This window comes from Enterobacter mori LMG 25706, assembly GCF_000211415.1.
Classification (GTDB): Bacteria; Pseudomonadota; Gammaproteobacteria; order Enterobacterales; family Enterobacteriaceae; genus Enterobacter; species Enterobacter mori.
Window position 1 is genome coordinate 30623 of sequence record NZ_GL890777.1, and the last position, 14224, is coordinate 44846.

The 14224-nt window shown below is 46.5% G+C and carries 13 protein-coding genes; all 13 read left to right on the forward strand.

Annotated features, from left to right (window positions below):
- Window positions 1–7 precede the first annotated feature (7 nt).
- The 13 genes from wcaK to ENTMO_RS0113905 all read left to right on the forward strand — a co-directional run bounded on the left by wcaK (window position 8) and on the right by ENTMO_RS0113905 (window position 14155).
- Window positions 8–1288 (forward strand): colanic acid biosynthesis pyruvyl transferase WcaK, encoded by a 1281-nt coding sequence (wcaK, locus tag ENTMO_RS0113850; RefSeq protein WP_010431960.1) that lies wholly within the window; start codon window positions 8–10, stop codon window positions 1286–1288.
- Window positions 1285–2505 (forward strand): colanic acid biosynthesis glycosyltransferase WcaL, encoded by a 1221-nt coding sequence (gene wcaL, locus ENTMO_RS0113855; RefSeq protein ID WP_010431964.1) that lies wholly within the window; start codon window positions 1285–1287, stop codon window positions 2503–2505. The genes wcaK and wcaL overlap by 4 nt, the downstream gene beginning before the upstream one ends.
- Before the next feature lie 12 nt (window positions 2506–2517).
- Window positions 2518–3909: a colanic acid biosynthesis protein WcaM gene (gene wcaM / locus ENTMO_RS0113860; protein WP_010431967.1), complete on the forward strand. Its 1392-nt coding sequence runs from the start codon at window positions 2518–2520 to the stop codon at window positions 3907–3909.
- A 177-nt stretch (window positions 3910–4086) separates the two neighbouring features.
- Window positions 4087–4983 (forward strand): GalU regulator GalF, encoded by an 897-nt coding sequence (gene galF, locus ENTMO_RS0113865; protein WP_010431970.1) that lies wholly within the window; start codon window positions 4087–4089, stop codon window positions 4981–4983.
- A gap of 433 nt (window positions 4984–5416) precedes the next feature.
- The gene (locus ENTMO_RS0113870; RefSeq protein WP_010431973.1) at window positions 5417–6607 is read left to right on the forward strand and encodes a UDP-N-acetylglucosamine 4,6-dehydratase; all 1191 of its coding nucleotides are present in this window, start codon (window positions 5417–5419) and stop codon (window positions 6605–6607) included.
- 15 nt (window positions 6608–6622) lie between these two features.
- On the forward strand, window positions 6623–7765 hold the full coding sequence (locus ENTMO_RS0113875) for a LegC family aminotransferase (protein ID WP_010431976.1): 1143 nt from the start codon (window positions 6623–6625) through the stop codon (window positions 7763–7765).
- A 5-nt stretch (window positions 7766–7770) separates the two neighbouring features.
- Window positions 7771–8934 carry a UDP-N-acetylglucosamine 2-epimerase gene (gene neuC, locus ENTMO_RS0113880; RefSeq protein WP_010431979.1) on the forward strand — a complete coding sequence of 388 codons (1164 nt, stop codon included), beginning with the start codon at window positions 7771–7773 and terminating at the stop codon, window positions 8932–8934.
- Window positions 8935–8940: 6 nt separating this feature from the next.
- The gene (gene neuB, locus ENTMO_RS0113885) at window positions 8941–10014 is read left to right on the forward strand and encodes an N-acetylneuraminate synthase (RefSeq protein WP_010431983.1); all 1074 of its coding nucleotides are present in this window, start codon (window positions 8941–8943) and stop codon (window positions 10012–10014) included.
- Window positions 10007–10642, forward strand: coding sequence for an acetyltransferase (locus ENTMO_RS25305; RefSeq protein ID WP_010431986.1), 636 nt, complete (start codon window positions 10007–10009; stop codon window positions 10640–10642). The genes neuB and ENTMO_RS25305 overlap by 8 nt, the downstream gene beginning before the upstream one ends.
- Window positions 10643–10662: 20 nt before the next feature.
- A complete protein-coding gene (locus tag ENTMO_RS0113890) occupies window positions 10663–11721 on the forward strand; it encodes a nucleotidyltransferase family protein (RefSeq protein ID WP_029485106.1) in 1059 nt (352 codons plus the stop codon).
- Complete coding sequence (locus ENTMO_RS0113895; RefSeq protein WP_010431992.1) at window positions 11721–12683, forward strand: Gfo/Idh/MocA family protein; 963 nt, start codon at window positions 11721–11723, stop codon at window positions 12681–12683. Before ENTMO_RS0113890 ends, ENTMO_RS0113895 begins: the two co-directional genes overlap by 1 nt.
- 1 nt (window position 12684) lies before the next feature.
- Window positions 12685–13404, forward strand: a complete 720-nt coding sequence (locus tag ENTMO_RS0113900; protein WP_010431994.1) for an acylneuraminate cytidylyltransferase family protein — start codon at window positions 12685–12687, stop codon at window positions 13402–13404.
- Window positions 13388–14155, forward strand: a complete 768-nt coding sequence (locus ENTMO_RS0113905) for an oxidoreductase (RefSeq protein ID WP_010431996.1) — start codon at window positions 13388–13390, stop codon at window positions 14153–14155. The genes ENTMO_RS0113900 and ENTMO_RS0113905 overlap by 17 nt, the downstream gene beginning before the upstream one ends.
- The last annotated feature ends 69 nt before the right edge of the window (window positions 14156–14224 follow it).

Consider the following 14224-nt stretch of genomic DNA (forward strand, 5'->3'; position numbering starts at 1 on the left):
GGCCATTATGAAATTACTTATTCTTGGCAACCATACCTGCGGCAACCGTGGCGACAGCGCCATCCTGCGCGGTTTATTGGATGCAATTAACACCCTTGAGCCCGAGACAGAAGTGGATGTGATGAGCCGTTATCCGGTCAGCTCATCCTGGTTACTGAACCGCCCGGTCATGGGCGACCCGCTCTACAGCCAGATGAAACAGCACAACAACGCCGCGGGCGTGATGGGGCGCGTGAAGAAAGTCCTGCGCCGTCGCTACCAGCATCAGGTGCTGCTTTCCCGCGTGACCGATACCGGCAAGCTGCGCAATATCGCCATTGCCCAGGGCTTTACGGATTTTGTCCGTCTGCTCTCCGGCTATGACGCCATTATTCAGGTCGGCGGTTCGTTCTTCGTCGATCTTTACGGTGTGCCGCAGTTTGAGCATGCGCTCTGCACCTTTATGGCGAAAAAGCCGCTGTTTATGATCGGCCACAGCGTCGGGCCATTCCAGGATCCGCAGTTTAACCAGCTGGCGAACTACGTGTTTGGTCATTGCGACGCGCTGATCCTGCGCGAGTCCGTGAGCCTGGACCTGATGAAGCGTAGCGAGATCGACACGTCAAAAGTTGAGCACGGCGTGGACACCGCCTGGCTGGTGGATCACCAGGTCGACAATTTCCAGCCGAGCTACGCGGTACAGCACTGGCTCGACGTAGCGGCGAAACAGAAAACCGTCGCCATCACCCTGCGCGAGCTCGCGCCATTTGATAAACGTCTTGGCACCACGCAGGCGGCGTATGAGAAAGCCTTCGCCGACGTGGTGAACCGCGTGCTGGACAGCGGATACCAGGTGCTGGCGCTCTCCACCTGTACCGGTATCGACAGCTACAACAAAGATGACCGCATGGTGGCACTTAACCTGAGTCACCTGGTGAACGATCCTTCGCGCTACCACGTGGTGATGGACGAGCTGAACGACCTGGAGATGGGCAAACTGCTCTCCGCCTGCGACCTCACCGTTGGCACGCGCCTGCACTCGGCCATTATCTCCATGAACTTCGGCACGCCAGCGATTGCCATTAACTACGAGCACAAATCAGCGGGCATTATGCAGCAGCTTGGCATGCCGGAAATGGCGGTCGATATTCGTCATCTTCTCGACGGTTCGCTGGGTGCTATGGTCGGCGACACGCTGGGACAGCTGCCTGCGATTAACGAACGCCTGGCCGTGGCGGTGAAAGCCGAGCGCGAAAAAGGGATCGGCATGGTGAAATCGGTGCTCGACCGCGTCGGGGAGGAGAAATGAAGGTTGGTTTCTTCTTACTGAAATTTCCGCTGTCGTCTGAGACCTTTGTACTGAACCAAATCACCGCGTTTATCGATATGGGATATGACGTGGAGATTATCGCCCTGCAAAAGGGGGATACGCAAAACACCCATGCGGCGTACACCCAGTATGGGCTGGAAGCCAAAACCCGCTGGCTGCAGGATGAGCCAGGTGGGCGGCTGAACAAACTGCGCTACCGCGCCAGCCAGACGCTGCGCGGGCTGCACCGTCCCTCGACGTGGCGAGCGCTGAACGTGTCACGCTACGGGGCGGAATCCCGCAATCTGATCCTCTCCGCCATTTGCGGGCAAACGGCGCAGCCGTATCGTGCGGATGTGTTTATCGCCCACTTCGGCCCGGCGGGCGTGACCGCCGCGAAGCTCCGCGAGCTGGGGGTAATTGACGGCAAAATCGCGACCATTTTCCACGGTATCGATATCTCCAGCCGGGAAGTGCTGAACCACTATACCCCGGAGTATCAGCAGCTTTTCCGCCGCGGTGACATGATGCTGCCCATCAGCGAACTGTGGGCCGGTCGGCTGAAAAAGATGGGCTGCCCGAGCGAAAAAATTACCGTTTCGCGGATGGGCGTCGATATGGAGCGCTTCACCCAGCGCCCGGTGAAGGTGCCGGGGAAACCGCTGCAGATTATCTCGGTCGCGCGTTTAACCGAGAAGAAAGGGCTGCACGTCGCGATTGAAGCCTGTCGTCAGCTAAAAGCGCGTGGGGTGGATTTCCACTATCGCATTTTAGGTATCGGCCCCTGGGAGCGCCGACTGCGCACGCTGATCGAACAGTACCAGCTGGAAGGCTGCGTGGAGATGCCGGGCTTCAAGCCAAGCCATGAGGTGAAGGCGATGCTCGACGAGGCGGATGTTTTCCTGCTGCCCTCCGTGACCGGTGCGGACGGTGATATGGAAGGTATTCCGGTCGCGCTGATGGAGGCCATGGCCGTGGGGATTCCTGTTGTATCTACGCTGCACAGCGGGATCCCGGAACTGATCAGATCGGAGTATTCCGGCTGGCTGGTGCCTGAAAATAATGCTTTCGCCCTGGCCGATCGCTTAGCGGCCTTCAGCGACATCGACCAGCAAGAGCTGGTACCGGTGCTGCAAAATGCCCGACAAAAAGTCGAAACAGAATTTAACCAGCAGGTGATTAATCGCCAGTTAGCGAGCCTGCTGCAAACGCTGTAACGCCGAGGTTGTATGCTGAAAAAGATTACCCGACGCCATTTTGTCTCTTCCTTATCCGTCCTGGCGGCAATGCCGTTGCTGTCGCCGCGCGCCGCGCGGGCAGCCACCGGGAGGACGGTCTCTGTGGAACAGTACAACAACAGCGACTGGATCGCCGCTTTTAAGCAGGCGTTCTCCGAGGCCGACACCGTTGTGGTACCCGCCGATCTCGTCTGCGATAACATCAATACCGGGATTTTTATCCCCGACGGTAAAACGCTCCTGATACGGGGTGGGCTCAAAGGCAACGGGCGCGGGCGCTTTGTGCTTCAGGAAGGCAGTAAAGTCATTGGTGAGGGAGATGGGCGCACGCACAACATCACGTTGGATGTCCGCGGCTCCGATTGCGTCATCAAAGGTCTGGCGATGAGCGGCTTTGGCCCCGTCACGCAGATCTACATCGGCGGCAAAAAGCCGAGGGTGATGCGCAACCTTCTCATCGATAATATCAACGTGAGCCAGGCCAACTACGCCATTTTGCGACAGGGCTTCCATAATCAGGTGGACGGTGCGCGCATTACCAACAGTCGATTTAGCCACCTGCAGGGTGACGCGATTGAGTGGAATGTGGCGATCAACGACCGTAACATTCTGATCTCTGACCATGTGATCGACAACATCAACTGCACCAACGGCAAAATCAACTGGGGGATTGGCATCGGGCTTGCGGGAAGTACCTACGACAATGACTACCCTGAAAAGCAGACCGTGAAGAACTTCGTGGTGGCCAATATAACGGGCAGCAACTGTCGTCAGTTAGTTCATGTCGAAAACGGTAAGCACTTTGTTATTCGCAATATTAAGGCTAAAAACATTACCCCCGACTTCAGCAAAAAAGCGGGAATAGATAACGCCACGGTAGCGATTTACGGCTGTGATAATTTCGTTATTGATAATGTCGACATGGTCAATAGTGCTGGAATGTTAATCGGTTACGGCGTAATTAAAGGCAACTACCTGTCGATACCGCAGAATTTTAAGCTCAACGATATTCGCCTGGATAATCGGCAACTTGCCTATAAGCTGCGCGGAATACAAATTTCATCCGGCAACGCGACCTCGTTTGTCGCCATCACTAACGTTGACATGCAGCGCGCGACGCTTGAGCTGCACAACAAGCCTCAGCATCTTTTCTTGCGTAACATCAACGTGATGCAGGAAGCGGCCGTGGGACCGGCGCTAAAAATCAAATTCGATTTGCGTAAGGACGTGCGGGGCAAGTTTATGGCCAAAGACGAAACGCTGCTGTCGCTGGCAAACATTAAGGCCGTCAATGAAAAGGGGCAAAGCTCGGTGGATATTGACCGGGTTGACCAGCATGTTGTGAATACGGAACGGCTGAATTTTGCGCTGCCGAGTAGATAATCACCCGCGGGTAATTTTTGCGACGATTCCTGGTTGGATAATGTGATCTATTCAGATTACAACTACTGTAATTTGTGGTGCCTGGGCGTAACATGAATCCAGAATTACAGCAAAACGTACTGGCGAAAACAGGTTTAAAAGCTATAATTCGTCAACCATTTTAAGGTGGAAGATATAATGATTAATTTGAAAGCAGTCATTCCGGTAGCGGGTCTGGGCATGCATATGCTGCCAGCCACCAAGGCAATTCCCAAAGAGATGCTGCCGATCGTCGACAAGCCGATGATTCAGTACATCGTCGACGAGATTGTTGCTGCAGGGATCAAAGAAATCGTTCTGGTCACGCACTCCTCGAAGAATGCGGTTGAAAACCACTTCGACACCTCTTACGAACTCGAAGCGTTGCTTGAGCAGCGCGTTAAGCGTCAGCTGTTGGCAGAAGTTCAATCTATCTGCCCGCCTGGCGTGACTATCATGAACGTGCGCCAGGCGCAGCCGCTGGGTCTGGGCCACTCGATTCTGTGCGCGCGTCCGGTCGTGGGTGATAACCCGTTCATCGTCGTTCTGCCGGATATCATTATTGATACCGCATCTGCGGACCCGCTGCGTTACAACCTGGCGGCAATGGTGGCGCGTTTCAACGAGACGGGCCGCAGCCAGGTGCTGGCGAAGCGCATGGATGGCGATCTCTCTGAGTACTCTGTCATTCAGACGAAAGAAGCGCTGGAGACGGAAGGGCAGGTGAGCCGCATTGTTGAGTTCATCGAAAAGCCGGATCAGCCTCAGACGCTGGACTCCGACCTGATGGCCGTTGGCCGCTATGTTCTGAACGCGGATATCTGGGCCGAGCTGGAAAAAACGGAGCCAGGCGCCTGGGACCGTATCCAGTTGACCGATGCGATCGCTGAACTGGCGAAAAAACAGTCCGTAGATGCCATGCTGATGACCGGCGACAGCTACGACTGCGGTAAGAAAATGGGGTATATGCAGGCGTTTGTGAACTACGGCCTGCGTAACCTGAAGGAAGGAGCGAAGTTCAGAAGCCGCATTGAGAAGTTGCTGGCTAACGACTGATTTGTCTCTGTCTGTTTGAAAAAGCGGCAGTTATCATTTGGTGTGTGTAAACATAACCAAAATGGTAACTGCCGTTTTTTGTTATTAATTCTAGTGATAACATGGAGTTATCTGATTCAAATGTGGACTGATTTGTAACGATTTGTGCTTGTTTCCGAGTCCATTTAGGACGACAATTAACGCCAGTTTTTCGAGTTGTCCAGTGCCGGCGATAGTCCAGTGGCAGACAACAAAAATGGAAGTTTCCAATCTCACTCAGTGCACTGGTAGCTGTTAAGCCAGGGGCGGTAGCGTGCCTAATTGTAAACGAAGGCTTTCGTGAAATCCCTGTTTGTGCGTAAAAATATCATGAGATCTATTGAGGCGACTTGAGTCAGTTAAATCTTACTCAAGCGGTTTTTATTGTAATAACTCGCAACCAACTGGATTAAAAATGGATAATATTCTCCAACTCATTGGGCGTAATAAAGCATTGTTCAGTGAAGATGTCTCAGGAAATGAAATAGAATTAAAGCGAATTGTTTCCGAATCTCGTTTTTTGGTGCTAGGTGGAGCGGGGTCTATTGGTCAGGCTGTTACTAAAGAAATATTTAAGCGTAACCCAAAAAAACTACACGTAGTTGATATAAGCGAAAACAATATGGTTGAATTGGTTCGTGATATCCGCAGTTCGTTTGGCTATATTGAAGGTGATTTTCAGACCTTTGCGCTTGATATCGGTTCTGTAGAGTATGATGCGTTCATCAAAGCTGATGGTAAATATGACTACGTGCTGAATTTATCTGCACTTAAACATGTTCGGAGTGAGAAAGATCCCTTTACCCTGATGCGTATGATTGAGGTCAATATCCTCAACACTGATAAAACCATTGAACAGTCTATTGCTGCGGGAGTTAAAAAATTCTTCTGCGTATCGACCGATAAGGCCGCGAACCCGGTCAATATGATGGGTGCTTCAAAGCGTATTATGGAGATGTTCCTGATGCGTAAAAGCGAGCAAATCGCCATTTCAACCGCACGTTTCGCGAACGTTGCCTTTTCTGATGGCTCTCTTCTGCATGGGTTTAATCAACGCCTTCAGAAGCAGCAGCCGCTAGTGGCACCCAATGATATCAAACGTTACTTTGTTACTCCTCAGGAGTCCGGTGAGCTCTGTCTGATGTCATGTATTTTTGGTGATAATCGTGATATTTTCTTCCCTAAACTGAGCGAAGCACTGCATCTCATCTCTTTTGCCGATATTGCCGTCCTTTACCTTAAGCAACGTGGCTACGAACCTCACCTTTGTGAAAATGAAGATGAGGCTCGCGAGCTGGCGAAGACGTTACCAGCCGAAGGAAAGTGGCCATGCTTGTTTACTTCAAGCGATACAACCGGTGAGAAAGATTTTGAGGAATTTTTCACCGAAAATGAGATGCTCGATATGGAACGTTTTACCAACCTGGGCATCATTAAAAATGAACCGTTATATGACCCAGCTCTACTGTCCCATTTTGAAAAACGAATTGAAGAGATGAAAAAATCTTTGGAATGGAATAAAGACGATATAGTTAAGCTGTTCTTTGAAATGATCCCTGACTTTGGTCATAAAGAAACAGGCAAATATCTCGATAGCAAAATGTAAGCAAGGCATCCCCGAATGAATATCAAATCAATTATCGAATTTGTTCGCGACGTATACAAGACGGATGAATTTATTCCTTTGCATGCGCCAATATTCAATGGCAACGAAAAAAATTATGTCTTGGATACACTGGACAGTACATTTGTATCAAGCGTCGGCAAATACGTCGATGATTTCGAGCGAAAGATGGAGTCATATACCGGAACGGCACGAGCTGTTGCAACGGTTAACGGAACGGCCGCTCTGAGTGCAGCGCTCTATCTTGCGGGTGTTAAGCGGGGCGATCTTGTCATCACCCAGGCATTAACTTTTGTCGCAACCTGCAATGCTCTTTATCATCTTGGCGCGGAACCGGTATTTACCGATGTTTCCCCAATAAGCTTAGGCCTGTGTCCTGTCGCGCTTGAGGACTGGTTATCTGAAAACACTGAACTGACAGAACAAGGCTGCGTACACCGCAAAACGCGGCAGGTTGTGCGAGCTGTAGTGCCTATGCATACCTTCGGTCATCCGGTTGAGCTTGATGAGCTTATTGCGGTATGTCAGAAGTGGCACCTTGTTCTTGTTGAGGATGCTGCAGAAAGTCTGGGATCATTCTACAAGGGCAAACATACCGGTACGCTCGGTGAGTATGGTGCGCTAAGTTTCAATGGCAATAAAATTATTACCACTGGTGGCGGCGGAATGGTGTTCTGTCGTTCACCAGAAGCGGGCGTTCGTGCAAAGCATGTCACAACAACTGCTAAGGTGCCGCATCCTTATGAGTTTTATCACGATGAACCGGGTTTCAACTATCGCATGCCGAATCTTAACGCAGCGCTTGGCTGTGGGCAGATGGAACGCCTGGATTCTTTCCTGAAACAGAAGCGCGATTTGGCAAAGCGTTATGAAGCGTTCTTTGCAGGTTCAGAATTTAATTTTGTTAAAGAGCCAGACTATGCACAATCTAATTATTGGTTGAATGCTGTCATTTGCGAAAACCTGGATGCGCGTGATGCCATGCTGGCAGAAATGAACGACGCTAAAGTTATGGTCCGCCCAATCTGGAAACTAATGCATCGCTTGCCAATGTTTGAAAAGGCAATGCGTGATGACCTCAAAAATTCTGAACAGATCGAAGCTCGTTTGATCAATATACCTAGCTCTCCGATGGAATGACAGAAATGGGATCAGCAAAACGCAAAGTAGCGGTATTCACAGGTACGCGTGCTGAATATGGCTTACTCTACTGGCTATTGAAAGATATCCAGGAGGACAACGAGCTGGAGCTTCAGCTACTCGTGAGTGGTATGCATCTCTCACCCGAGTTTGGAAATACCTGGCAGCAGATCGAGAAAGATGGATTTTTGATTGATGAAAAGATCGAAATTCTACTTTCTTCAGATACACCAGTAGGTACTGCGAAAAGTATGGGACTTGGGGTGTTGGGTTTTGCTGATGCTTTGAACAGATTAAAACCTGATGTTTTGGTCATACTCGGGGATCGTTTTGAAGCGCTTGCCGCAGCACAAACGGCCATGATCCTTCGCATTCCCATCGTGCACCTGCATGGTGGCGAAATTACTGAAGGTGCTTATGATGATGCGATCCGACATGCGATAACAAAACTAAGCTATTTACATGGGACCTCAACAGAGGTGTACCGGAATCGCGTTATACAGCTTGGTGAACATCCATCGCGTGTTGTTAACGTTGGTGCAATAGGGCTGGATCATCTTAAACGTGGGCATTTTATGTCCGTAGATGAATTAGGCCTGTCACTGAAATTTCCGCTTAAAAAGCCATTCTTGTTGGTGACATATCACCCTGTTACGCTGGGTAAAGAACCAGCAGAAGCGAGTTTTAATGCGTTATTAGCTGCACTTGATGAGTTCCCAGACCATCAGATCATCTTGACCTATCCCAATGCGGATGACGGTGGGAGAAAGATCATTCCATTGCTTGAAGCCTACGCGACTAAACAACCTGAGCGTGTGCTTGCGATTCCCTCGCTGGGTCAGGTGCGTTATCTAAGTGCCGTGAAGCACGCTGCTGCTGTGGTGGGTAACTCCTCCAGCGGCATTATTGAAGTTCCTGCATTTGACGTTCCTACTGTAAACATCGGTGACAGGCCAAAAGGTCGACTGGCTGCCCTTAGTGTGTTGAATTGTACTGCGACGACAGAATCGATAACCCAAGCTTTACATGTTGCAGTGTCGCGCAGTTACAAAAATCGCGATGAAGACATTGTGAATCCATATGGCCAGGGGAATGCAAGTTCAAAAATCATTGAAATGATAAAGTCCATGCATTTTGTTCCCGGTAAGACCTTTTACGATATTAAGTGAAACTCTATGACGCTTATCATTGCTGAAGCCGGTGTTAATCACAACGGCAACGAAAAACTGGCTTTTGAACTTGTTGATGCTGCTTACAAGGCCGGGGCTGATATTGTTAAATTCCAGACATTTAAAGCGAAGAACCTTGTGACTGAACAGGCGAAGCAGGCCGATTATCAGGTTGCGAATACTCAACGGCAGGAATCGCAGCTAGACATGTTGAGCCGCCTTGAGTTGTCCTGGGAAACGCATCATGCATTGATTAAGCATTGTAACGAATTGGGAATAGAATTTCTCTCTACGGCCTTTGACTCAGAAAGCCTGAATTTTTTGGTCAATGAACTGGGGATCAAACGCTTAAAATTACCTTCTGGTGAACTCACCAATGCCCCTCTGGTGCTTGAGCATGCCAGGACTGGTTGTGACATTATCGTATCAACGGGTATGGCCACCCTTTCTGAAATAGAAGCTGCATTGGGCGTGATCGCTTTTGGGTATACCTGTTCAGAGGGTGTTGTACCTTGTACCACCGCCTTTGAAAGTGCATATGCAAGCCTCGAAGGACAGAAGGCTCTGAAAGAAAAGGTAACTATCCTTCACTGCACAACTGAATATCCTGCGCCAATGAACGAGATTAACCTTAGGGCAATGGATTCCTTAAGAGAAGCGTTCGACCTGCCTGCTGGTTATTCCGATCACAGTGAAGGTATAACTATTCCTATCGCAGCAGTTGCACGAGGTGCGGTGATCGTTGAGAAACATTTCACCTTAGACAAAAACATGGAAGGTCCTGATCATAAAGCCTCACTGGAGCCTGACGAGTTGGCAGCAATGGTGAAAGCTATCCGGCAGATTGAAGTTGCGTTAGGAAACAAAGTTAAAAAACCAACTGTTTCAGAAATAAAAAACAAGTCGGTTGCAAGAAAAAGTCTGGTAGCCGCAAAGAAGATCAGTGCGGGAGAACCTTTCACATCATCGAATATTACGATCAAAAGACCTGGAAACGGTATGTCGCCTTATAGCTACTGGGATATGCTGGAGAAATTATCGACAAAAGAGTATTTACCGGGAGACTTGATTATTGAATAACAAACCTGTCGTTCTAATAGGCGGTGGTGGGCATGCCAGTGTACTTCTTGATATTCTGCATTCAAATAAGCGTGATGTTATTGCCGTCGTGAGCCCACAGGACGTTTCAGAACGGTCGATTTTTTCAGGATTGAAAATACTACACTCAGATGACGATATCTTCCATTACTCAAGTGAAGACATCGAATTAGCTAACGGCATTGGTTTGATTCCGCGATCATCACTCAGAAAGAATGTCTCAGAATTCTATGTTTCTCATGGATACCGGTTTGCAAGCATTATTGCGCCAGATGCATTAATATCAACACACGCCATCCTCACTGATGGCGTGCAGATTCTTTCCGGAGCGATAGTAAACGCAGGGACTACTATAGGTTGTCATTCAATCATTAATACCCGAGCAGTTATTGAGCACGATTGTCATTTAGGTGATTACTGTTTTATTGGTCCTGGAGCGGTGCTATGTGGTCAAGTAAACACCGGTGAATCAGTATTTGTTGGAGCGGGTTCCACAATAGTTCCAGGAATGAAACTAGGAAGTAACTCTATAGTGGGTGCAGGTGCCCTATTGGTACAGTCATTAGAAAATGGACAAGTTTGTTATCCGGCAAGATCGGTAATCAAATAATGTCTTACAAAAGGTAATTCATGATGCAGCATTGGAAAAATGTGCTGATCCGACCGGACAGTACACTGCGTGAAGCTCTAGAAATTATTAACCGTGAGGCTCTACGCGTCGCATTAGTTATTGATGATAATAACTACCTGTTAGGCGTTATCACTGATGGTGACATCAGAAGAGGACTACTGAATAATCTGGTTCTTTCAGCAAAAGCTGAGTTGGTAATGAATACTCAGCCTGTTACAGCGGCAAGTAACGTTTCTTCTGCTGAATTAAATTCAATGATGAAAGCAAAAGGAATTTTGTCTATACCCATTCTTGATGATGGGAAAGTTGTTGGTCTGGAAACTATCCAGTCAGTAAATGACAAGAAAAAATATCCAAACCCTGTCTTTATTATGGCCGGTGGTTTTGGAACAAGGTTAAAACCTTTAACTGATACCTGCCCAAAACCTATGCTGTGTATAGGCGGGAAGCCAATATTAGAAACTGTTATTCGTAGTTTTGTTAAGGCAGGCTTCAATAATTTCTATATTTCTACGCACTATATGCCTGAAACCATCAAAGAACATTTTGGCGATGGTGAACGTTTTGATTCCAAAATTAATTATGTCTATGAGGAAAACCCTTTAGGTACAGGTGGTGCTTTAGGTTTGCTGCCTGAGGATTTATCTAATGATCATCCTTTAATTATGATTAATGGGGACGTCTTGACCAATGTCGATTATGAGCGTTTGATCAAATTTCACATTGAAAGCAAAGCGGATGCAACAATGTGTGTACGAGAATACGACTACCAAATTCCTTATGGTGTTATCAAAGGAGAAGGTAATAAAATCGTATCGATGGAAGAGAAACCTGTACAAAGATTTTTTGTCAATGCAGGTATTTATGTCGTTTCACCAAACATTTTTAAAGCCGTTCCGAAAAATCATCGTGTTGATATGCCAACTCTACTTGAACAGCATATGGCTAATAACAAAAACATTCTTATGTTCCCAATACATGAGTACTGGCTGGATATCGGACGAATGGATGATTTCAAAAAAGCTCAGGTTGATTACTTTACCTTAGGTTTAGATTGATGAAAGCAGCAGCAGTCATAGGATTAGGTAATATTGCAGACAGGCATCGTCGTAATCTTAAAACACTTTATCCAGGCATTAAAGTTTATGCGATGTCTGCTTCTGGCCGTAAAGTTCAGGATGGAATAGATAATTGCGATCAGGTTGTAAATACTTTACCTGAACTCTTAAACGCTGTAGATATGGCAATCATTGCATCACCCGCAACCCTGCATGCTGAGCACGCCATACCCTTTATCAAAGCAGGCGTACCTGTTTTAATTGAAAAACCCGTTACAGTCTCGCTCCCTGACGCAGAAGCATTGCTGGATGCTGCAACTCGTTTTAACACCGTCGTTGCTGTTGGATATTGTTTGCGATATCTACCCTCTGCACTTTCAGTAAAAAAGGTATTAGAAGAGAAAAAAGCGGGCACGATTTTCAATGCATTTGTTGAGATAGGACAGTATCTGCCAGACTGGCGCGCGAGAAAAAACTATAAAGACAGCGTCTCAGCGAGTAAAGCCCTGGGGGGGGGAGCACTCCTCGAGTTAAGCCATGAATTCGATTACACGCGTTGGCTTTTCGGTGAGTTAGATGTTATTCATGCTTCAGTTCGTAATTGTGGTGTATTAGATATTGATGCCGAAGAAATTGCTGATATTGTTACCATCTCAAAAGATAACGTGATTATCAATATTCACCTTGATTTCCTGCAAAGAAAAGCATTTAGAAAGTGTAATTTGTTAGGCACGAATGGCCGTATTGAATGGGATCTGATTAACAATCAAGTCAAAATAATTAACAAATCAGATGAGTGCCTAGTATATAATGAGCCTCAATATGATAAAAATAAAATGTATTTGGATATGCTAAAGGACTTTGAAAATTATATGCATGGACGTGATAATCAATGCATCACTTTGACAGATGCAATTAAAACGTTAGCATTGATTAATAATATTAAAGGAACGGCAGAATAGAATGAAAAATTATGCATTTATATTCGCTCGTGGTGGTTCTAAAGGACTTCCTGGTAAAAATGTTAAAGAGTTATTAGGTAAACCACTGTTACATTATGCACTCGATATTGCTCAACAGTCTCCATCAATCGATAAGGTATTCGTTTCAACAGATGATGCTGAGATAAAAGAAAAAGCATTAGAATTAAAAGACGTCGTTGTCATTGACAGGCCTGATGATCTGTCTGGAGACAAAAGTCCGGAATGGTTTGCATGGCGACACGCAATTGGCTGGGTAACAGAGCATTATGGAGAATTTGATCAATTCATCAGTCTTCCTGCGACAAGTCCCCTGCGTGAAGTGCAGGATGTAGAATGCGCCATTGCAAAACGTGTTCAAACGAAGGCTGATATCTGTATTGCCGTAACACCAGCATCACGCAGTCCCTATTTTAATATGGTTAAGATTAACCGAGAAGGCATGAACCAACTGGTGATAAGCCCTGAGGGTGATGTCAGTAGACGTCAGGATTGTCCCGATGTGTTTGATATCACTACAGTAGTTTATGTTTCAACACCAGAATTCATCCTCAATAATGTTGGGTTATTCTCTGGGACGGTTACTTCGATAGAAGTACCCAAAGAAAGAGCTGTAGATATAGATGATATTTATGATTTTTATATGGCTGAAACAATTCTGAAAAGAAAAAAGAGATCCACTAAAAATGTTACTAGAAAATAAAAAGATTATTGTTTTGGGTGCTGGTGGGCTTTTAGGAGCTTGTTTAACGAAAGCATGTATTGAAAATGGAGCTAAGGTCATTGCTGTTGATCTTGATATCAATCATATTAAGAGCAAATTACAGGCCCAGGGCGTAGTAACCTCTTCTGATGCCGATATCACTTATGCTGAAGTAGATGTGACTAATGAACAGTCTGTCATGGACTTTTTTAACAGCCTCGTAAATATTGACGGAATTGTCAATGCTACCTATCCAAGAAATAAATCGTATGGTAGCAAATTATTTGATGTTAGTCTTGCTAGTTTCAACGAAAACTTATCTTTGCATTTGGGCAGTTCATTTTTAATTAGTCAGCAAGCCGCAAAATTATTCTTGCGTCTAAAATCCCCGCTGTCTATGGTCAATATATCTTCAATATATGGTGTTATTGCCCCTAAGTTTGGTATTTACGATAATACACAAATGACAATGCCGGTAGAATATGCTGCGATAAAATCAGCATTATTGCATTTGAATAAATATATAGTTACCTATGTTAATGATAGTGGATTCAGAATTAACTCTGTTAGTCCTGGTGGGATTTTTGACAACCAGCCAGCAGCATTTTGTGAAGCATATAGAAAGAATACTCACGGAGCGGGGATGCTGGATGTAACTGAAATGACAGGATCAATTGTTTTTCTTCTTTCAGAACAATCAAGATATGTCACAGGTCAAAATATTATAGTTGATGATGGCTTTTCACTCTAACAATATTCATGTTTATACTAAATAGTGAGTCTGTTTACTTCATCTGCTTTTAATTCTGTTCTATATATA